The sequence below is a fragment of the Photorhabdus sp. RM96S genome, assembly GCF_042879335.1.
GTDB lineage: Bacteria > Pseudomonadota > Gammaproteobacteria > Enterobacterales > Enterobacteriaceae > Photorhabdus > Photorhabdus kayaii.
Window position 1 is genome coordinate 19,960 of record NZ_JBHFKT010000015.1, and the last position, 21,948, is coordinate 41,907.

The 21,948-nt window shown below is 42.2% G+C and carries 20 protein-coding genes and 1 tRNA gene; 7 read left to right on the top strand and 14 right to left on the bottom strand.

What is annotated here, in order from left to right:
- Positions 1-163: 163 nt before the first annotated feature.
- Both ACGF49_RS10815 and ACGF49_RS10820 read right to left on the bottom strand, forming a co-directional pair.
- Positions 164-712, bottom strand: a complete 549-nt coding sequence (locus tag ACGF49_RS10815; protein WP_011144710.1) for a hypothetical protein — start codon at positions 710-712, stop codon at positions 164-166.
- Between the two features lie 238 nt (positions 713-950).
- Positions 951-1,634 carry a DUF6973 domain-containing protein gene (locus ACGF49_RS10820; RefSeq protein ID WP_113041148.1) on the bottom strand — a complete coding sequence of 228 codons (684 nt, stop codon included), beginning with the start codon at positions 1,632-1,634 and terminating at the stop codon, positions 951-953.
- Positions 1,635-1,816: 182 nt separating this feature from the next.
- Between ACGF49_RS10820 and yhjD the strand changes: the two genes are divergently transcribed.
- Both yhjD and ACGF49_RS10830 read left to right on the top strand, forming a co-directional pair.
- Complete coding sequence (gene yhjD, locus ACGF49_RS10825; protein WP_228900759.1) at positions 1,817-2,809, top strand: inner membrane protein YhjD; 993 nt, start codon at positions 1,817-1,819, stop codon at positions 2,807-2,809.
- A 55-nt stretch (positions 2,810-2,864) separates the two neighbouring features.
- The gene (locus ACGF49_RS10830) at positions 2,865-3,071 is read left to right on the top strand and encodes a 2-hydroxymuconate tautomerase family protein (RefSeq protein ID WP_011144704.1); all 207 of its coding nucleotides are present in this window, start codon (positions 2,865-2,867) and stop codon (positions 3,069-3,071) included.
- A 42-nt stretch (positions 3,072-3,113) separates the two neighbouring features.
- Here the strand turns inward: ACGF49_RS10830 and ACGF49_RS10835 are convergent, their stop codons facing one another.
- The 8 genes from ACGF49_RS10835 to ACGF49_RS10870 all read right to left on the bottom strand — a co-directional run bounded on the left by ACGF49_RS10835 (position 3,114) and on the right by ACGF49_RS10870 (position 12,905).
- Positions 3,114-4,604, bottom strand: a complete 1,491-nt coding sequence (locus ACGF49_RS10835) for an insulinase family protein (protein ID WP_228900758.1) — start codon at positions 4,602-4,604, stop codon at positions 3,114-3,116.
- A 178-nt stretch (positions 4,605-4,782) separates the two neighbouring features.
- Positions 4,783-5,490: a HAMP domain-containing protein gene (locus ACGF49_RS10840; RefSeq protein ID WP_046976796.1), complete on the bottom strand. Its 708-nt coding sequence runs from the start codon at positions 5,488-5,490 to the stop codon at positions 4,783-4,785.
- Between the two features lie 234 nt (positions 5,491-5,724).
- Complete coding sequence (gene dppF, locus ACGF49_RS10845; protein WP_113041151.1) at positions 5,725-6,744, bottom strand: dipeptide ABC transporter ATP-binding subunit DppF; 1,020 nt, start codon at positions 6,742-6,744, stop codon at positions 5,725-5,727.
- Entirely contained in the window at positions 6,741-7,721 is a 981-nt protein-coding gene (dppD, locus tag ACGF49_RS10850; protein WP_011144700.1) for a dipeptide ABC transporter ATP-binding protein, read from the bottom strand. The genes dppF and dppD overlap by 4 nt, the downstream gene beginning before the upstream one ends.
- 12 nt (positions 7,722-7,733) lie before the next feature.
- Positions 7,734-8,633 (bottom strand): dipeptide ABC transporter permease DppC, encoded by a 900-nt coding sequence (gene dppC / locus ACGF49_RS10855; RefSeq protein ID WP_046974787.1) that lies wholly within the window; start codon positions 8,631-8,633, stop codon positions 7,734-7,736.
- 10 nt (positions 8,634-8,643) lie between these two features.
- Positions 8,644-9,663 (bottom strand): dipeptide ABC transporter permease DppB, encoded by a 1,020-nt coding sequence (gene dppB / locus ACGF49_RS10860; RefSeq protein WP_046974786.1) that lies wholly within the window; start codon positions 9,661-9,663, stop codon positions 8,644-8,646.
- 118 nt (positions 9,664-9,781) lie between these two features.
- On the bottom strand, positions 9,782-11,389 hold the full coding sequence (gene dppA / locus ACGF49_RS10865; RefSeq protein WP_046974785.1) for a dipeptide ABC transporter periplasmic-binding protein DppA: 1,608 nt from the start codon (positions 11,387-11,389) through the stop codon (positions 9,782-9,784).
- A gap of 586 nt (positions 11,390-11,975) precedes the next feature.
- A complete protein-coding gene (locus ACGF49_RS10870) occupies positions 11,976-12,905 on the bottom strand; it encodes an EamA family transporter (RefSeq protein WP_046974784.1) in 930 nt (309 codons plus the stop codon).
- Between the two features lie 878 nt (positions 12,906-13,783).
- Here ACGF49_RS10870 and ACGF49_RS10875 point away from each other — a divergent pair.
- The 5 genes from ACGF49_RS10875 to ACGF49_RS10895 all read left to right on the top strand — a co-directional run bounded on the left by ACGF49_RS10875 (position 13,784) and on the right by ACGF49_RS10895 (position 18,009).
- On the top strand, positions 13,784-13,936 hold the full coding sequence (locus ACGF49_RS10875) for a hypothetical protein (protein ID WP_158536483.1): 153 nt from the start codon (positions 13,784-13,786) through the stop codon (positions 13,934-13,936).
- A 69-nt stretch (positions 13,937-14,005) separates the two neighbouring features.
- The gene (locus ACGF49_RS10880; RefSeq protein WP_228900755.1) at positions 14,006-14,782 is read left to right on the top strand and encodes a tRNA-dependent cyclodipeptide synthase; all 777 of its coding nucleotides are present in this window, start codon (positions 14,006-14,008) and stop codon (positions 14,780-14,782) included.
- An 85-nt stretch (positions 14,783-14,867) separates the two neighbouring features.
- Positions 14,868-16,091, top strand: a complete 1,224-nt coding sequence (locus ACGF49_RS10885) for a cytochrome P450, cyclodipeptide synthase-associated (protein ID WP_387490912.1) — start codon at positions 14,868-14,870, stop codon at positions 16,089-16,091.
- Positions 16,092-16,419: 328 nt separating this feature from the next.
- Positions 16,420-16,800 (top strand): PadR family transcriptional regulator, encoded by a 381-nt coding sequence (locus tag ACGF49_RS10890; protein WP_228900753.1) that lies wholly within the window; start codon positions 16,420-16,422, stop codon positions 16,798-16,800.
- A gap of 132 nt (positions 16,801-16,932) precedes the next feature.
- On the top strand, positions 16,933-18,009 hold the full coding sequence (locus ACGF49_RS10895; protein WP_387490915.1) for a methyltransferase domain-containing protein: 1,077 nt from the start codon (positions 16,933-16,935) through the stop codon (positions 18,007-18,009).
- A gap of 100 nt (positions 18,010-18,109) precedes the next feature.
- On the opposite strand, the gene ACGF49_RS10900 is transcribed toward ACGF49_RS10895, so the two are convergent.
- The 4 genes from ACGF49_RS10900 to glyQ form a co-directional block, all read right to left on the bottom strand.
- A tRNA-Pro gene (locus ACGF49_RS10900) sits at positions 18,110-18,186 on the bottom strand.
- A 332-nt stretch (positions 18,187-18,518) separates the two neighbouring features.
- Positions 18,519-18,779: a type II toxin-antitoxin system RelB/DinJ family antitoxin gene (locus ACGF49_RS10905; protein WP_021325378.1), complete on the bottom strand. Its 261-nt coding sequence runs from the start codon at positions 18,777-18,779 to the stop codon at positions 18,519-18,521.
- Positions 18,780-18,898: 119 nt separating this feature from the next.
- Positions 18,899-20,968, bottom strand: coding sequence for a glycine--tRNA ligase subunit beta (gene glyS, locus ACGF49_RS10910; RefSeq protein ID WP_228900746.1), 2,070 nt, complete (start codon positions 20,966-20,968; stop codon positions 18,899-18,901).
- Between the two features lie 9 nt (positions 20,969-20,977).
- Complete coding sequence (gene glyQ / locus ACGF49_RS10915; RefSeq protein WP_228900745.1) at positions 20,978-21,892, bottom strand: glycine--tRNA ligase subunit alpha; 915 nt, start codon at positions 21,890-21,892, stop codon at positions 20,978-20,980.
- Between the last annotated feature and the right edge of the window lie 56 nt (positions 21,893-21,948).

The following is a 21,948-nucleotide window of genomic DNA, read 5'->3' on the forward strand; positions in this document are numbered from 1 at the left end:
AACTACTATAAGTCACAGGTTAGCATAAAGGGCTCTATATTTTTCCACTTTCATACTATAGTAGAGCTAACATGTCTTTTAAACCATCATAAATGCCAGCTAACTGTAAAGCAAAACCGTGACACCTTACACTTCCAACAATATTCTCTATAAAAATAAGCGACTACTTCCTATATGAGTTGTTTCTTTCAGACTGATTTTCATTTGAGGGAGATATCTCATAGAACATATTACGCTTACGTTTGCTCGATGTGCCATGATATCTTTTGATAAACAGTTGACTGTTTTCTTTTGTTAAAAAATAATATTCAGGGTAATTATTCTCTGGATATAGTAAACTGGCAAAATTAGGTACAATTTGATTTTTGTCACGATAATCAGGATAAGGGAAGTACTCTTCAGAATAAACGATTTCTTTGTTTTTGATAAAAATGAATTTTACCCCGACATCAATAAATTGATAATGCATACCAATCGCCTTTTCTATAGATTTAGGACGAGTTCCTGTAGAAAAGATATAGGCACGATCCCAATGAAATGGTGTTATTTCATTTAAATCAATTAAGCATTCCTGATTTATTTTGCAATGTTCATTGGCAAAATCGGCAATGGCCTCTCTAACATCCCATTTTTTGAAAAAAACAAAATAAACAGAGACAAAAATAGCAAATATGATTAAAACAATAGACAAATTTTTATTCATTAATTTCATCTTCAATTTTCCCCTTATGCATAGCTAATTTTCACTCATACTTCTTTCTTATATTATAATAAAACGTCACTTATGAGTAATTATTTTCGAGGATTTTGAATGTATTTTATGCCAGGATGTATATAGTATAATTTATACATAGTAACTATATGTAATAATTTTTTCTATTTTTAACACAAACCTCAGATTTTCATCTGATGTTTTTATTATAGATTATTTTTCAATGAGTTATACTTTTTCATTTACCGTTTTCATCAAGGCTTTCAAATACAGACTTCATATAAGCGTATTGTACATTGGAAATTTTTTCTTTAACAACTTCGTAGCCATGAGCATTCTTAACGGCAACATACAACCCTTCTTTATGAAATTTCTCTAATGCAATGAGCGCTAATGTTTTCATTGACGTTGTATTTGAATTCAACCCAATATGACGGCCTATTTGGTTATTAAGTAAATCAATAGTTTGATCAGCGTCATTGAGAACTGCAAATTGCCGGATATTCAGATCAACCCGAGGGTCAACTTCATGTGCATCACCTGCATGTTTAGCAATTTTCTCCCCATATCTGGCTGCCAGAGTCGCCTGCCAAATCGTATGTCGAAAAGCATTCACCTGCGTTCCTTCACCCTGCATTTCCTTGGGTTGAGTGAATGTCCCTTTTTTCTCATCACCTTGTGTTGCAAAACGCACTGCATTAGTGGTGATATTTGTCGAACCCTTACTGAAAAGGCCAATTTCCAATGCTTCTTTTGGGTACAACTTGGCAAAAATTAATTGCTTCACCGAAGGCGGGATTGCCGTGTTTTGACCGTCATGAATAGCTTCATTAATTTCTATTCTTGATTTTTCAAGATCTTCTTTGATTCTTTTTAATCGAGCGACTTCTGTAGTGAGTGCTCTACTTAATTTAGCTTTCATTTCTCGATAATATAAAAACAAATTCCTAACAGCTCTTTGATATTTATTCCCAATCTCATCTCGTTAGGCTGGTGGCATATCACTTTGACAAGTGACCTGGATTTGACAACGGAATCATCTCGTAGAAATATTGCATGATGAGATTACTCATATTCAAGCAAGGTAACTATTTGAGGCTATACATGCCAAAGTATGCAGAAAAACAGGAAACAACCCAACATCAGCCGAAAAGGTTATCCAAAACGCCTTTGGAAAAGGGAATTCATCACGGTAAAAAAGCGATTTCTCTGACTGTCAGAGCAGGAAATTATATCCGTAATATTCCTATCATCGCTCACTTTATCCGGGCAACACTGCGCTTTAATGATCGAATGGGTAATCAGTTTGGCGCGGCGATAACCTATTTTTCGTTTTTATCGCTTATCCCCATTCTGATGCTCTCTTTCGCCATTGCGGGTTTTATTCTGGCCTCTAATCCTGATTTGCTGGCAAAACTGATTAATGGTATCGCCAACAGTATTAGTGATCCGACTCTTGCCAACACGCTGAAAAATAGTGTCGATACGGCAATTAAACAACGTACTACCGTGGGATTAACCGGTTTAGCAATTGCGCTGTATTCCGGTGTGAATTGGGTCAGTAATTTACGTCAGGCCATTCTTGCACAATTCCATCCTGTCTGGGTGCGAAATCAAGAAGATAATGAGAAAATCTATTTTAAATATTTTCGTGATGCTATTTCTCTGATTGGGCTATTATTAGCGCTGGTGATCACGCTATCACTGACCTCTATCGCAGGCTCCGCCCAAGCAACTATTGTTAAGATGTTAGGGTTAGATGGCATTGAATGGCTACGTCCATCCTGGTTCCTGATTGGATTAGCCATCTCTATTTCAGCCAACTATCTGCTTTTCCTATGGCTATTCTGGGTGTTACCACGCCACCAGCCAGAACGTAAAGCGCTATTGAAAGGAACATTGATGGCAGCGATAGGCTTTGAAGTGATCAAATATATTATGACCATGACGTTACCACGCCTCGCCAATTCTCCCTCTGGTGCCGCATTTGGTTCTGTTATCGGCCTGATGACATTTTTCTACCTCTTTGCCCGCTTAACGCTATTCTGCGCTGCCTGGATAGCCACCGCGGATAATAATCATAAAAATACCGAATAAATGTGCCCAGGCAGAGCGATCTGCTAATAATAACCCGATGAATAAGGAGCTGTTTATGCCGTTTGTTAATATCAGAATTACCCGTGAAGGTGCTACAGCAGAACAAAAGAAGCAATTAATTGAAGGTGCTACTCAGTTACTGGCCGATGTATTGGGAAAAAATCCGGCGACAACTTTTGTCATTATTGATGAAGTCGATACTGATAATTGGGGAATCGGCGGTAAGAATGTGACTGAACTTAGAGCTGAGGCTAAAAAGTAGCCTCCAATGATGAAGGGCGGTATTGTCCGCCCTTTTTGTTGCCTAAGAAGCTTTTGCCTCAGGCTTAGATATCGGTGGTTGTGCCGGAATATCAACCTTATCCTTATGTGGTGTCAGCGGCATAATCTGATTAAAGCTGTTTCTTAACTGGTCGACATCTATCTCCGCTTCCCCTTCCGGTTGAATCAGAATAAATGCAACTTCTTGTGAAAGTATCTGCTTCAACTCACGATTAAGCATTTCAGGGGTCAAGGAAGCTAAAAATGCTTGCCTCAAACGCTGATACTGCTCAGGGGCGATATCCACCACATTGCTCTGTTGGGACAAAAGACGTTGATTAATCAGAATATCCGTACTGGTATGACCATACATGGCAAACAACTGGCTGAGTTGTGCTTGTTTTTGCGCATATAGCTCATCAAATTGTCCCTTCGGCAATCCTTTATCGCGTAGTGTGACCAATTCAGCCGCCAGATACTCCATTGCGGGTTTTAAATTACCGGCTGCCGTGTTGAGATTCAGGGCACAACTCGCACGATGATACTGGACTTTACAATCTAGCCCCAATTTCAACGCTTTATCATTTTTTCTTTCCAGCCCAAGTTGCAGATAGCGATAAAGTGCCTCGCGGGTAATATCACTAATCCAATAGTGATTAAGCACATGCGAATCATTAATCGGCTGCCAATTGAGATCCCAAATCAAGGATAAAGTATCTTCTTTCTTTTTATCGCTGATAATCCCTATGGTCTCCGGTTTCATTGGCGACAACGCGGCAATGGTGGCCGGAGTATGGCGTTTACCTTTCAATGATGAAAACGCTAGATTGATATTTTCCGGCAGAGTACGGCTATCTACATGTCCCGCAACGTATAACGTCATCATGTCAGGGGTATACCACTGCCGGTAAAACTGCTTAAGCTTCTCCAAATCAATAGGTTGAAGCGCGTTTTGTGCCGGATCGTGCCCTAACAGCGTTGAACCTTTCAAACGTCTACGCCACACGGGATCTTGTATATCTGGTGGATAGGTTGCAACGGATGTATCAGCCATTTTCATGGCATGTTGTAGAGTCTCAGGTGTAAATACCGCTTTGCCCGCTGCATCAGCCAACCAGTTCAACGCGTCTTTTAGTAGTTCAGGCCGATTATGTGGCAAGCTCAAGCTATAGAGTGTGAAATCATATGAAACAATAGCTGGAGGCAGTGGGTATTTTGGATCAATAGCACTGTTCCATAACTGCTCTAATTTGGTGGAAGATAAACTTTTGCTACTAAAAAGCACGACTTTCGGAATCAACCAGGTATAACCCGTTTGTTGGGTTTTCTCCGCCAGTGACCCTGTTTTCACGACCAGGCGCAACTGTATTCTGTCGTTAGGACGTTGTGGCGTCTGCAAAATTTGCCAGTTAAAACCGTTTTCCAATTTACCTTGTTTCCAGGCAGGGTCAGGCTGCAAGGCTTCTGCCTGCGTCTGGCCCGCAACTGCCAGCATTATCCCACCAATAAAATAACGAATTTTCGTACCCTGCATGTGAACCCCTATAAATGTCTATCCTTGGTTTTAGCCTTCGAAGGTTTAACCATTGATGACAGAATATGTTCCCTTCGACCAATAATAACGGTAGAAAAAGCAAAAACCTGAATTTTAGCAGGCGAAATCCTGTCAGGATTATAACTGAGGATTAGACCTCAAACCGCCATGAATGGTTTCATGATGACGGAGGTTTATGCTTATTAAATTGACGATTATATCCCCTGATCAGCATACCCAGTTCATCATCCTGATGGTATTTAGGGCAAGCCATTGGCTCTGATGGTTGATCGTTATTAAGATCCCGCGCAATGTCTCGTAATGGGTGCACAACAATCCGGTTGATACACCAGCTTATCGACACCGTAAGGATAAGGGCCAGTAATAAATAAGTTGTCAGCATCAGTGCCAACGTATTAATGACAAAACGATATACTCGGTTGGAATCCACTTGCAAAATCAGATGCCCTAGCGGTTTAGCATCTGTCGATACTGAACCATAAACATGAAGAGGAATACTCACTTCCACAGGTATCCCAAAAACACGTTTAGCCAGTTCGGGGATTGAGCGATGGGTAGCAAAGCTCAATCGTATCACCCGGATATCCTCCGGTAACACCACATCCGCACGTCCTAAAATACCGACAGTGCGCAGCCCTATCAGCAACTCTTTTGCTTTACTGAGATCGGAATTAAGTAGTGCTTCCGTTAACGGTGCCTGTACCTGAACTGCCGCATTATTAAGCTGGCTGACATAATCATCTTTACGTTGCTGTATAAAATGACACAATTGGATCGTAATAAAAATAGCAATGGTCACCAGCGTGACGCCGGTCACTGCGGCCATCTGTTTAATGGTTAACGAACGTTTGACGCGCAATTTCATTTTCACTTAAACCAATGCCTGTGGATATCGCAGTTATAACACGTGATCAATGGAATTGAGTATACTTGATTTTATCGCTAGCGATCCCGTTTCACTTATCCAAGTCGTTATTTTTCTGAAATAATTGCCTTTGGTAGCAATCAATGGCCATCAGAAATATAAGTAAATATTTAAATGGTGATAATGACTAACCCAATATCACCAAAGATGTTTTATTGAATAATTGCTAACCAATTATTCCACCGTAACATTTTCATCCTGATCAACTGCAAAACAAGCGATCAGTTGATCACCATATTGATTCAATTTTGGCTGAAACTGAGTACAAATGCTAAGTGCCCGGCGACAACGAGCGGCAAATGCACAACCGGGCGGTGGATTCATTGGGCTTGGTAATTCGCCGGTCAATTTTATCCGTTCACGGCGTAATTCAGGATTCAGCCTTGGCGTTGCTGATAATAACGCCTGTGTATAGGGGTGACGTGGATGACTGAAAATCATCTCCTTACGGCCTTTTTCCACACAACGACCAAGGTACATCACCATCACTTCATCAGCGATATGTTCAACCACAGACAAGTCATGGGAAATAAAGACATAAGAGAGCCCCAACTCTTGTTGTAAGTCCATCATCAGATTCAACACCTGTGCCCGCACCGAGACATCCAACGCAGAAACCGGTTCGTCCGCAATCATCACATCCGGGTCCAACATTAGGCCACGAGCAATCGCAATCCGTTGGCGTTGACCACCGGAGAACATGTGCGGATAACGGCTGTAGTGTTCGGTTTTTAGCCCCACTTTTTCCATCATCTGCAACACTTTCTCTTTACGTTCCTGTGCGTTCAACTTGGTATTGATCCGCAGAGGTTCCTCTAGGATCTGCCCAACTTTCTTACGCGGATTAAGTGAACCATAAGGATTCTGAAACACAATCTGGATTTTCTGACGACGTAGCTTTTCAGAATCTTTATTGGGCACCAGCAGATCTTGCCCCTGATAATAAAGCTCCCCGTCGGTTGGCTTTTCAATCATCGTCAGCAATCGCCCCAGCGTGGATTTACCACACCCCGATTCACCAACAACTGCCAACGTTTTTCCCTTTTCCAATTCGAAAGAGACCCCATCCAACGCTTTTACCGTTCTAGCAGGTGAAAAGAGTCCCCCTTTAATCGGATAATATTTTTTCAGATCTGTCGCTTTTAATAATGGCACAGTGGATATTTGCTGCGCCGGATAAAGATACTCACTCATACTGTCGGCCTCCCCGCATCATCCAACGGTATATGGCATTTCACCTGACGTTCTCCTACCGTTCTTAATTCCGGTTCCACCTGACGACAATGGTCATTTGCATATGGACAACGTGGATTCAGTAAACACCCGATAGGCCGGTCATATTTCCCCGGCACAACACCCGGTAAAGAAGCAAGACGGGATTTATCCGTAGCAAATTCAGGTAATGCCCGGAGCAACGCCTGAGTATACGGATGACGTGGTGCCCGGAAGATTTCCGATGCCTTGGCGGATTCCACCACCTGCCCGGCATACATCACAATAATGTGATGAGCGGCCTCTGCAACCAATGCCAGGTCATGGGTGATTAATATTAGCGCCATATTTTCCCGTTGTTGCAACTCCAACAACAGTTCAATAACCTGCGCCTGAATGGTGACATCTAAAGCGGTTGTCGGTTCATCAGCAATCAGTAATTTTGGCCGGCAAGCAATCGCCATTGCGATCATGACCCGTTGACTCATACCACCCGATAATTGGTGCGGATACACATCCAGACGCGATGCAGGGTCAGGGATACCGACCAAAGTCAATAGATCAATCGCCCGCTGGCGGCGAGTACGACGATTGCCACCTTGATGCACTTTCAGCGCTTCCATAATCTGAAACCCAACGGTATAACAGGGATTCAAGCTGGTCATCGGATCTTGGAAGATCATTGCCACTTCCGCACCAACCAGTTGGCGACGTTCTTGTTCGGAAATTTTGGTCAGATCACGCTGGTTAAATTCCAGTTTGTCAGCCATCACTCTACCCGGATAATCAATCAATCCCATTACAGCCAATGAACTAACCGATTTACCTGAACCCGATTCTCCAACAATCCCGACAACCTGCCCTTGCTCCACCCGGTAACTGATGCGATCAACAGCGCGGAATGGTGCCTCTTCGTCTCCGAAGTGAACTGATAATTTTTCTACATTTAACAGTGCCATTTCGCCACCTCACTACTGCTTGAGTTTAGGATCAAGTGCATCACGCAAACCGTCACCCATCAGGTTAAACGCCAACACTGTCAGCAGAATCGCCACCCCGGGGAACGTCACCACCCACCAGGCACTTTGTGCAAACTGCAATACATCAGACAGCATTGTTCCCCATTCCGGCGTGGGTGGCTGCGCCCCCATCCCCAGAAAACCCAAAGCAGCCATATCAAGAATGGCATTAGAAAAACCCAGAGAAGCCTGCACAATCAGTGGCGCCAGACAGTTAGGCAGGATATTGATAAACATCTGGCGCATGGAACCCGCTCCCGCCACCTGTGAAGCCGTCACATAGTCACGGTTAACTTCTACCAACACCGCAGCGCGAGTTAAACGGATGTAATGTGGCAGAGACACAAAGGTCAACGCCAATGAAGCATTGACAATGGATGGCCCAAATATCGCCACCAGCACCAAAGCCAGCAACAGGCTTGGCAATGCCAGCATAATATCAACGATACGCATGATGATAATATCCACCACACCACCGAAATAACCCGCCAGCACTCCCAGAACAACCCCCATCAACAGGGATAGCACCACCACCAGACAACCTACCAGCAATGAAAGCCGAGCGCCGTACATCAGACGTGAAAGTAAATCACGCCCAACATCATCAGTACCCAGAATAAACTGCCAACTTCCCCCTTCCTGCCATGCCGGTGGCGTCAGCAAAGAATCGCGGAACTGTTCAGCCGCACCGTGTGGGGCAAGCACCCCAGCCAACAGAGCAACCAACAACATCAGCACAATATAAACCAAGCCAGCAACGGCCCCCTTATTGCGCTTAAAGTAATACCAGAACTCCTGCATCGGCGTCATAATCTTAGGCGCACTGTTTGCAGGCTCAGTCACTTGAGACATAATGTGCTCCCTATTTCTTATGCCGGATACGCGGGTTAACGATGCCGTATAACAAGTCAACTATCAGGTTAACCAAGATGATCATGATCGCCACCAGTAATACGCCTCCCTGCACCACCGGATAATCCCGGCGTTGAAGGGCATCGATCAGCCAGCGTCCAAGCCCCGGCCAAGAGAAAATAGTTTCAGTCAAGATAGCCCCCGCCAGCATAATGCCCACCTGCAAGCCGATAACGGTGACAACCGGCAGCAATGCATTGCGAAGCCCATGGACCACAATCACACGAATACGACTCAAACCTTTAGCGCGTGCAGTACGGATATAATCTTCACCTAGTACTTCCAACATAGAAGATCGGGTCATACGGACAATCACCGCCAGTGGAATCGTCCCCAAGACAACGGCAGGCAAAATGATATGCATCACCGCATCTTTAAAATCACCGGTTTCACCCCAGAATAGTGTGTCGATTAGCATAAAACCCGTTAGCGGATAACTGTCATCAAGGAAAACACTGTCGCTTATCCGACCAGATACCGGTGTCAGATCCAACTGAACAGAAACCAGCATGATCAACATGATCCCCCACCAGAAGATCGGCATAGAGTATCCGGTTAGAGAAATGCCTATCGCAGTATGATCAAAAACAGAACCTCGCTTTACTGCCGCCAGGACACCAACGGGAATACCGACAGCAATAGCGAACAACATCGCGCATATCCCCAGTTCAAGAGTTGCCTTGAAACGGGGAACAAACTCTTCCCACACAGAGATACGACTTTTCATGGAGATACCAAGATCACCATGTAACACATTACTTACATAATGAAAGTATTGCTGCCAAAGTGGCTTATCCAACCCCATTTCGGCCATTAGCTGGGCATAGCGCTCAGCCGATATTCCACGTTCCCCGGCCATAATGGTCACCGGATCGCCGGGGATCATATGGACAAAAGCAAAAGTCAGTAAAGTAATGCCAATAAACGTTGGGATTACCAACCCCAGACGTCGGAGTATGAACTGCAACATATCCCGAACTCTCTTTCTTTAAATGCCGGTTACAGCTCTCAGGCCGTTTGGCTTGATAAGGGGGAGGACTTTCCCCCTTTGGCTCACAATTTAATAAACGCCTTAAGTAAGAACAGGATTATTCGAGAGACACGTTGCTGAAAATATGTCTGCCTAGAGGATCAACGACATAACCTTTCACCTCTTTACGGATAGGTTCATACACCGTGGAATGAGCCACAATCAGGGCCGGAACCTGTTCGTGCATCACAACCTGAGCCTGTTTATAAAGCTCAACACGTTTAGCATGCTCAGCAACGATTCGGGCTGGCTGAATAACATCTTCAAACGGTTTGTAACACCATTTAGAGTAGTTGGAACCTCGCTCTTTGGCTGCACAGCTAAACAAAGTTGCGAAGAAGTTATCTGGATCACCATTGTCTCCCGTCCAACCCATCATGACAATTTGATGCTCGCCATCTTTAGCTCGCTTCAAATATTCGCCCCACTCATAGCTGACAATTTTGGCCTTAACACCAATTTTTCCCCAGTCAGCCTGGACCATTTCAGCCATACGACGGGCATTCGGGTTGTATGGACGCTGTACCGGCATTGCCCACAGATCAATGGTAAACCCACTTCCCATCCCTGCTTCTTTTAGGAGCTGTTTCGCTTTTTCTGGATCGTACTGATAATCTTTAAGATCATTGTCGTAACCCCACATGGTTGGTGGGATCAGATTTTTGGCTTTCTGACCAGCGCCCTGATAAACCGCTTCAACGATAGCGTCTTTATTGACTGCCATCGTCAACGCTTGACGAACTTTAACGTTATCCAATGGCTTTTTAGTGACGTTAAAAGCGACATAACCGACATTCAGGCCAGGCTGTTCCAGCAAAACGATATCTTTATCCTGTTTCATGCGGGCAATATCCGCCGGATTTGGATATGGCATGATCTGACATTCGTTTTTCTGCAATTTTGCATAACGAACGGATGCATCAGGAGTAATAGAGAAAACTAGCCGGTCAATTTTAGCTTTATCTCCCCAGTATTCTTTGAAGGCTTTATACAGAATGCGAGAATCTTTCTGATATTGCACCAACTGGAACGGGCCTGTACCAATCGGATTTAGATCGACTTTCTCTGGCGTACCGGCTTTCATCATCTTATCTGCATATTCTGCTGACATAATAGAAGCGAAATCCATACCTAAATCAGCCAGGAATGGTGCTTCCGGGCGGCTCAGTTCAATCCGCACAGTATAATCATCTACTTTTTCAACCTTATTGATCATCTCACTCATACCCATGCCAATGAAATATTCATAGCTGCCGCCTGACACCTTGTGGTATGGGTGGTTTGCATCTTTTTGCCGCATGAAAGTGTAGATCACATCATCAGCATTAAATTCTCGGCTTGGTTTGAAGTCTTTGCTATCGTGCCACTTAACACCTTTGCGCAGATGAAAAATGTAAACTTTACCGTCATCGCTAATATCCCATTTTTCAGCCAGGCTCGGGATAATTTCAGTTGTACCTGTTTTGAACTCAACCAAACGGTTATACAGTGGTCTGGAGCTGGCATCATAAGTTGTGCCAGCGGTGAACAGTTGTGGATTAAAGCCTTCCGGTGAGCCTTCGGAACAGTAAACCAATGTTTTTGCCTGAACGCTGGCGGTGACTGCCAATGCAACTAAGCTGACCCCTAGCTTCAATAACTTCGCCCCTTTAGAGAAAGTTGTCATTTTCTTGCACTCCATTTGTGGTGGTGTTGTGTACAGTCAGAATCTGCACTTTCTGTCAGAAACTGCGCTGTTTAGGTTTTGTTTATTATTTTCAGCTTATCAATTAAACAACTGTTGTCTCTTGCGTCAATAAGATCTCAACAGATGTCATAAACAACAGGAAAACACAAAGGAAACTAATAATTAACATAGTTAGCACAAAAACATGACAGCGAGCACATTTTATAGACAAAAAGACCATAAAAAGACCATGACTACAGGATTAATCGCTATTAACCTGTGCGCAAAAATTGTGGTTGTTTGATTAATTAGTAAACGATTATTTCAGTGAAAAAGATGATAACTGGCATAAAATGCTGTGCGCCGAATAAAGTCGGCACCTGAAAAGTAAGTCAAATAAATATAACATTAATAATATAAATAAATACAAAAACCTGTTACTAGTTTATCTACTTTTCATCGCTTCTGGTTTCATTAATGATTAACTAGTAAATTAATGACCGTTGTCATTATCAGATCGCTATTAATACTATTTACCATCGTCTTACCATCGTCACACAGGATAGCGGCGAACTATTTTGTCTATTTATACCTCATTATACCCTTTTGTCTTTTTTATCTTGCTCACTCCAAGAATAATTAATAAAGAAACTATAACCGAAGCTGCAATCAAACTTTCAACAGAAAACGCTATGCGTGAATCAAGATATTGAAAAAGAATCGTAAATACAGGTATCAGTAAAAATAATAAAGAGATATGAAGGGGAGTAATGGCATTAATTGCCTTCAGTACGAGATAGATTGGAAGTAAGTGCCCGACAGCAACAAGAATCAACATCGGAAGAATCAGATCAATATTCAAACTAAGAGAAACATCGGATAGTGAAATATAACAAAATGAAAGTATCACCATTAAGATACTTCTAACAGACAATATCTCATATGTTTGCCATTTTTCCTTGAATAATTTCTTAGAAGAAATAGTGTATAATACCGTTCCTACAGCACCAATTATCACACTAACAATGCCAATAATCCTATCCTGAGTTGAGGTTGATGATAATCCACTATTTCCTAAAAATGTATTCACTAGCATCACACCTACACCAATGAGAACTAACCAAGATATGACGACTTCTAATTTTTCTGTTTTTGCCTCGTCTTTATCGATAAAAGATGAAAGGAGGATTGTTATCGCAGGGCCACAAGCCACTGAAGCGACACCCACTATTGCAGGCTCAAGAAAACGTAGCGAAATGATTAATCCCCCCCAATTTAATAGAATTGAGATATTAACAATTAACACCAATAAGGTGTTCTTGCGGACCTTCACAATTAATTGATCAATCCCTTTGAAAATACTTATCATCATAAATAATAAAGTAGATGATATAAAGCAATAAAAGATAACAATAGCTGAATTTATCGATTGCGTTAAATACGCCACAAACACATCAAATGCTGCACTGATGAGGCAAAAAATAACCCCATATATTACGCCATTATATGAAGACATATATCACCTATTATTCTATACCCGTCATCTTTCAAGTTGCCTCTTTGTTGGCTGCGCTCGCTCACCCCGGTCACATAGTTATCTATGCTCCCAGGGATTCACTCCCTTGCCGTCGCGATCCATCTTGAAATCCATAGGGTATATATGCAAAAATATCTTATCTTTATGTCTACTTATAGAATTTTGATATTCACACTTCGAAAATACTCGATTACCGTTTATTTTAAACTTATTAATTTCGAGTAAAACTGTGCTGCCTATGTCATTTAATTTCACATTTACATTCCATTTGATGTTCATAGAAGATAATATTCATACACCATTCTTATATTTTTTCAAACAAGTCATTTAATGAATGAGAGATATTCCTCAGATAAACAAACCAAGTCTTATTTATCATAAAATTAATGTTATAAAGATAACATTAAATACCATTGATAGTAATTAAATGTTATTTTTACACCATGTCATCATTAGTATATACGTAACTTTTATACAGGAATTATTGGCACAAAAGATTCAACAAATCTCAAGTTAAATAGCGGAATTTGTATATGTTTTTTTAATTATTTTTTCTTTAATTATTGAATTTATCTACCAAAGCGGATAATTTTACGGACGAATCATATCGACGTAAAGTTAAAAATACAGCATTAAACGTTGTTGTCCGAACAACCTTCTTATTAGAAAATGCAGTCTTGTCCTCAAGGGTGACGATGCATTTTTATATCCGATTTTCTTCTCACTTTTTCAACAGCAACCTGAATTGATAAAGACTCATTTAACATCAATTCGTTTATCGGTTCGAAATGTGATTTATCTAACTCTGACTTTCGATAGTTTTTGACATTTTTACGAGATTAAGTTAGATCAAATTTATGTATACCCTATGGATTTCAAGATGCATCGCGACGGCAAGGGAACGAATCCCCGGGAGCATAGATAACTATGTGACCGGGGTGAGTGAGTGCAGCCAACAAAGAGGCAGCGTGAAAGATGACGGGTATATAAATATTTCAATGGAGATGTAATAAGTCTATATAAAAATTAAACAATTTATACCAAGATTATGTAGGATTACATTAAAAAATGGAAAGTCAATGGAAATGTTATCTACTGAAAAAAAATATTTAAAAGAAACGAACAATCAAATATTACCAGTCCATTCAACATTGCTACACGAGAATTCACCATCATTTACTGTCCAAGGTGAAACCTCTCGTTGTGACCAAATTATTCAAAAAGGTGATCACGCGCTAATAGGGATAAGCCCCTTTAACTCACGTTTTTCAAAGGACTATGTAGTGGACCTTATTCAGTGGTCAAGTCATTATTTCCGACAAGTTGACATATTGTTACCTTGTGAACGTGAAGCTTCACGCCTTTTAGTTGCTAGTGGAGCTGAGAATGCTAAGGCTATCAAGAAAACACAGCGCGAAATTAGACGTCTTTTATGTAACCTTGATTATGCTATTTCCACAGCAATGTTAAAAAGTAAGCAAATCAGAGTTATTCAATTTTGTGACTTTGCACTAAACCATGACTACCAATCTCTTAAAACACAAGTTGAAAACGCGTTTAATGAATCAGAATCTTTTAAAAAAATCTGCCTTAATATGGCCTTTCAAGCCATAAAAGGGAGACTAAAAGGTACCGGGCAATACTTTGGTCCAATTGACCTACAATTAGTATATAAAGCGTTACCATATATTTTCGCTGAAATTCCCTTTTACCTCGATACCCCTCGATTACTTGGGGTAAAGTATTCTACGTTACTTTATCACCGTCCTTGGCCAATCGGAAAAGGGTTGTTTAACGGCAGTTATCCTATACAAGTAGGAGATAGACAAAGTTACGGAATCGTCACTCAACCATAAAATACAAACAGTCTGATGAAATAGTAATTGTATTTAAAGTTAATAAGCTCTTAGTACCAAATATCTTTAGAAAGGAAGCAAAATAATGGCTAAATTAAGTTCTTTTAGTATTCACGATCCTAAATTCATAAAAAATCCTTATGATTTTTACGACATCTTGCATAAACAAGATTTAGTTTATTTTGAACAATCCCAAAATAGCTATTTTATTGGCAAATATGAGGATGTTGACGCTATTTTAAAATCCTCAATTTTCAATACTAAGCCATTAACCGCACTTGCCGAACCAGTTATGGGGGATCGCGTTCTTGCTCAAATGGAAGGTGAAGAGCATGCGTGTAAACGAAAACTCATAATGCAAGGACTTTCAAGAGATTATTTTAATCGCTACTACGAACCCATGATTCGAAAGATTACTGAAGATCTCTTACAACCTTATATGGAAAAAGGAAATATAGATATTGTTAATGACTTTGGCCGCGATTATGCCGTATTAGTAACATTAGGTATTCTCGGACTACCAAGTGATAACTATCGTGATATAGCTGAATGGCACAAGGGTATCGCCAGTTTTATTACCCAGTTTGACCAAACAGAACCAGAAAAAATGCACAGTCTTGAATGTAGTCAGAAATTAATTCGCTTACTAAAGCCTATAATAGATCAGAGACGGTGTAATCCCAGTGAGGACATTATATCTATATTTTGTCAAGATACAGCGATGTCCATGAGTGAAATTACAGCACTGTGTTTAAACATTCTATTAGCTGCTATAGAACCTGCTGACAAGATATTAGCAATGATGCTTAATCACTTAATATCTAATTCAAGTATGTTTGATGCAGTGCTCAAAGATCGCAGTCTGATTCGAGATGCATTTGAAGAAACTTTACGTCTGACATCACCGGTACAGCTAATTCCAAGAGAAGCGGGTGAAGATGTCACTATTTCTGGTATCGATATACCTAAAGGCGCTGTAATATTTTGTATGATTGGCGCAGCTAATCGCGATCCGTCGGTTTTTCACAAACCAAATGAATTTGATCTATATCGAAGAAAAAATACAACTTCTCAACAGAAAACAAATCGAAAAAGACATTTAGCTTTTGGTGCAGGTACTCATGCCTGTGCTGCGGCTGCATTTTCACTTAATCAGTTGGAAGTTGCATCCAATATTATTTTGGATCGCCTGCACAATTTACGTTTTGCTAGTAATGATCATTATCAAGAAACAGGAGTGTATACACGAGGGCCCGCTAAACTCCTTTTGAGTTTTGATCCAATAGCATCGTCTGCTGTCAAGGAATAGTCGCCCTTATCTGAAAATCACTATGGAAGCGATGGAATATAAGGGATGCCGGAAGTGAGTATCCCTTGAAACAATCAGGAGATATATCCTATGGATTTCAAGATGCATCGCGGCGGCAAGGGAGCGAATCCCCGGGAGCATAGATAACTATGTGACCGGGGTGAGCGAGTGCAGCCAACAAAGAGGCAACTTGAAAGATGACGGGTATACCTACATTTTATTATCGAAAAGAGGAGACTCATGATGATAAGTAAAGTCAATAATAAAGTAAATTAAACGGGCTAACTGATACATTGACACCTTGATGATCAAGGTATACGATGCCGTTATGAACAAGCCAAAGAAAACACTTAACACAGTTGGACGAACAACAGTGGACTACACTGATCGAATGTATTGGAATGGCATCATTAAGATGAGCTTATCCAAATTTTTCATTCTCAGTGTTCTACAACAACGGCCTATGCATGGTTACGAAATTGCCCGAGAGGTTGAACATTCTACCCAAGGGTGTTGTTCACCTACCGAAGGTACAATTTATCCGGTGCTGCGTGAATTTGAGCAGGGGGAGTATGTAACGGTACACAATGAAACCGTTGCAGGCCGTGGACGTAAAGTATACACATTAACAGATAAAGGGCGGACAGCTTTTACTGTCGCTGTAGAAGCTTGGATGGAAGTCGCCGCACATATCAATCGTCAGCAATGACGATTTTTTTTGACTTAATACATTGCACATCTATGCATTGATCAGGAATATGAGGAATCTATTGTAAATCTGGCGCCAAATTAGCGAAACGTAATATCAGCCTATTAATGATTTAATTTGGAGGAAATAAATATGAACGAACAATCGATTAAACAGCGAATCAAAGACATACAACACTATTATGGCAAAACCCTGTCTAGTAGAGAGGAGCTTGCTGTAAATGTATGCACAGTGGACAGCACCACTTCAGACCGAATCAAAGAAATTCTTAAGCTTATTCATCCTGATGTACAGAGGCGTTTTTATGGTTGTGGTACGCCTTTTCCTCCCTTGCTAGAAGGAACGACAGTATTAGACTTGGGATGTGGGAGTGGGCGTGATTGTTTTATTCTGTCTCATCTCGTAGGTACTGAGGGTAAAGTTGTTGGTATTGACGCAACGGCAGAACAAATCGAATTTGCCCAACGTTTTGTGGATTATCATCGTCAAATCTTTAACTATTCATCCACCAATGTGCATTTTCAGCAAGGCTATATCGAGTCACTAGAACAACTTAATTTACCACCTGAAAGTATAGACGTTATCGTTTCAAACTGTGTCATCAATCTATCTGTATCTAAAGCAAGTGTGTTGGCTGGTATGGCCCGTTTACTCAAATCAGGTGGTGAAATCTATTTTTCTGACATTTTTTTAGATAGAAGACTGGACCAATCACTGAAAAATGACCAACAAATTGTTTGTGAGTGTATCGGTGACGCATTGTACTTTGAAGATTTCATACGGCTAGCAAGAACAGCCGGTTTTAATGATGTTCGTGTCATTAATAGCAGTTTGAAATCCATAAACAATAAGGAGATTGAGGCAAAACTAGGCGGCGCAAAACTGTATTCAATGACGCTGAGGCTGTTCAAATTAGATTTAGAAGACCGTTGTGAGGATTATGGTCAAGTTGCCATTTACAAAGGCAATTTACCAGATGCACCGGATCAGTTTGTGCTTGATCGAGAACATATTTTTGAGACAGGCAGAGCAGTCCCTGTATGCCGCAATACCGCCGATATGATCACCAAAAGTCGTTACCATACATTATTTGATTTAATAGGTGATGGGAAAAAACATTATGGCCTTTTCAACGGTGGAAGGGCGAAGCATTTTGATGCTGATAGCAAAGTTATGCAAGTTTATGCACCAAGTGGCTGTGGTTGTTAGAGTAAATGCTTCCAAATAGCAAAAAGCCTTACAGCAATCACTGTAAGGCTTCTCTATTTCTTTAAGTCTGCGGCTTATTTGACAGCCCCGAACTCTAAATTGGTCGGCGAGAGAGGATTCGAACCTCCGACCCACTGGTCCCAAACCAGTTGCGCTACCAAGCTGCGCTACTCGCCGAAAACGAGGCGAATCTTACTGCGCTCGCTACAGGCCGTCAATACCTTTTTGATAACCAGAGATTAGTTGCTGATAAAAACAACTGAACCTCAGTTATGTCGCACTTTCTCACGGATTTCACAGAAATACGTCATTAGGTAAAAAATAATGTTGTAGCTAAATCTGGACTTTCTTTTTTCTAACTAAGTTATTTTAACCTGCTACCCAGTGCCCCTAGAAAGGTTTATTCATCAAATAGGTCAGAATGTCTTCCTGTTTGTTCATATCTTTGCCACGTTTTTGTGCGGATTTCACATCACGCTTAAATTGACTTGAATATCTTGGCTAACGTATCAGATACCAAGCTGATCGAATAAATCGTCAGCATCCTTTGCTTGATGAATGTCTTCACCACGATCACTCTTAGCCAAAGTTTCGGCAGTCAATTTATTAGGTACTCTCATTTCAAACGGTAATGCTTTTTCCTTCGCAACTTTAGTCAAGGTGATACGCACAAGATCAGATATGGTTAACCCCATACCAGCCAAAACTTCGGTAGCTTCTGCTTTTAATGTCTCATCGATTCTTGCCCGAACAAATGCATTTGCAGCCATAAATCCCCCTTTTAATTTATAAATAAAATGTAGCTCGAATGAGCCACAAAATCAAGGTTAGAGGTATTAAGTTCCGGCTATCGCATTTCACAACAGCCGGAATTGACTATTTCAGGTCACTATTGCAGTAACGAAATATCCGCAACTTTCAGGAACAGGTCCCGCAATTCACTTAACAAAGTTAAGCGATTCACGCGCACCTGCTGGTCTTCATCCATTACCATTACATTGTCGAAGAAAGCATCGACAACTTCACGCAGAGAAGCCAATTCAATCAGAGCTTCCCGATAGTGCCCTTCGGCAAACAAAGGCGCCAGCTTATCCTGTAAAACTATCAGATGCGTTGCCAGTTTCACCTCTTCTGGCGCTTTCAACGTAGAAACATCTACTTTCTCGTTCAATGTCTCTTCAGACTTAGCCAGAATGTTAGAAACGCGCTTATTCGCCGCGGCCAACGCTGCGGCTTCATCCAATGTACGGAAATGAGTGACCGCTTTAACACGGGCATCGAAATCAGCGGGTTGCGTTGGACGACGCGCCAATACAGCCTGAATGGTATCAATGCTGTAACCCTGCTCCTGATACCATGCACGGAAACGGCCAAGCATAAACTCAACCACGTCATCAGTGACTTTGGCATTCGTCAGCTTGTCGCCATACAGACGAACCGCTTCTTCTGTCAATGCCTGTAAATCCAATGGCAATTTTTTCTCAACGATAATACGCAAAGCCCCCAGCGCAGCACGACGCAGTGCAAACGGATCTTTATCGCCTTTCGGATGCTGACCAATGCCAAAAATACCCGCCAGAGTATCCATTTTGTCTGCAAGGGCTAACGCACAGGAAACACCCGTAGAAGGCAGCTCATCACCGGCAAAACGCGGTTGATACTGCTCATTCAGCGCCAGAGCGATATCTTCCGCTTCACCGTCATGACGAGCGTAATGCATTCCCATCACACCCTGAGTATCGGTGAACTCGAACACCATATTGGTCATCAGGTCACATTTGGACAACAGACCCGCACGGGTGGCGTGATTAACATCAGCGCCAATCTTCTCTGCAATCCAACCAGCCAAAGCCTGAATACGATCCGTCTTATCGCGCAATGTACCAAGCTGTTTCTGGAACAGAACGGTTTCCAAACGAGGCAAGTTGTCTTCCAGACGCTGTTTACGATCCGTCTTAAAGAAGAATTCCGCATCAGCCAAACGAGGACGAACCACTTTTTCGTTACCAGAAATGATTTGTTGCGGATCAGAAGATTCAATGTTGGCAACAAAGATAAAGTTCGCCATCAACTTGCCCGCATTGTCGTAAACCGGGAAGTATTTCTGATCACCTTTCATGGTGTAAACCAGTGCTTCTGCTGGTACTTCGAGGAATTTCTCTTCAAATTTCGCTGTCAGCACAACCGGCCATTCAACCAGTGAAGTAACTTCTTCCAACAAACTGTCACTAATATCCGCAATGCCACCCAGTTTAACCGCCGCTTGTTCGACATCCTGTTTGATGAGCGCCTTACGGGTTTCATAATCCGCGATCACTTTACCGCGTTGCTGCAAAATTGCCGGATACTGTTCCGCATTGTCAATCGTGAATTCAGGCTCACCCATAAAACGATGGCCACGAATGACACGCGCAGATTTAATACCCAGAATTTCGCCTTCAATCAGTTCATCACCAAACAACATGGTAACGGTATGCACCGGGCGAACAAACTGCGTCTCTTTATCGCTCCAACGCATCAGTTTAGGTATCGGCAACTTACTCAGCGCGTGATTGACCATACCCGACAATAGCTCTGTTGCACGGCGGCCTTTTACCAGCGCACGATACAGTAACCATTCGCCTTTATCTGTCACCAAACGTTCAGCCTGAGCAGCCGTGATACCACAGCCACGAGCCCAACCTTCAGCCGCTTTTGTCGGTTTACCCTCCGCATCAAATGCCTGAGCAATCGCCGGGCCACGTTTTTCCACTTCACGGTCAGCCTGCGCTTCATCCAGATTAGCGATTTTCAGCGCCAGACGGCGCGGCGCGGCAAACCAGCTCACTTCACCATGAGCCAAATTAGCGTTATCCAGTTCTGCCGCAAAATTAGCCGCAAATGCTTCAGCCAGTGAACGAAGAGCCTTCGGCGGCAACTCTTCTGTGCCGATTTCCACCAGGAAAGTCTGTTGAGTCATGACAGCCTCTTAGTTCTGATTCTTGTTACACATAGGAAAACCCAGTGCCTCGCGGGAGGCATAATAAGCTTCTGCAACAGCTTTAGTCAGGGTGCGGATACGCAGGATATAGCGCTGACGTTCAGTCACCGAGATAGCTTTACGGGCATCCAATAAGTTGAATGTATGACCCGCTTTAAGAATACGTTCATAAGCCGGCAGAGGCAGTGGCGTTTCCAGCGCCAGCAGCTCCTGAGCTTCTTTTTCATATTGCTCAAAGCAGCTAAACAGGAAATCAACATCCGCATACTCAAAGTTATAAGTAGATTGTTCTACTTCATTCTGATGATAAATATCACCATAAGTGGTTTTACCCAGCGGGCCATCGCACCAAACTAGGTCATAAACACTGTCCACGCCCTGGATATACATTGCCAGACGCTCAAGACCGTAGGTAATCTCACCCGTAACAGGTTTACACTCAAGGCCACCTACTTGTTGGAAGTAAGTAAACTGAGTCACTTCCATGCCGTTAAGCCACACTTCCCAGCCCAATCCCCAAGCGCCTAACGTTGGGTTTTCCCAGTTATCTTCAACAAAACGGATATCATGAACCGTCGGGTCCAACCCCAATTCTTTCAGCGAACCCAGATATAATTCCTGAATATTGTCTGGTGACGGCTTAATAATGACCTGAAACTGATAGTAATGTTGTAAGCGATTCGGGTTTTCACCATAACGGCCATCTGTCGGACGACGGGAAGGTTGCACATAAGCCGCCGCAATTGGCTCCGGGCCAAGTGCACGCAGGCAAGTGATTGGATGAGAAGTGCCCGCGCCGACTTCCATGTCCAGTGGTTGGACAATGGTGCAGCCCTGGCGCGCCCAATAATCCTGTAAGGTCAGGATCAGCCCCTGAAAGGTCTTGGTATCAAACTTTTGCATGTTGGATCCGCACGCGATACATATGAATTTGAAAGGAAGTCGGTCAGTATACCCTT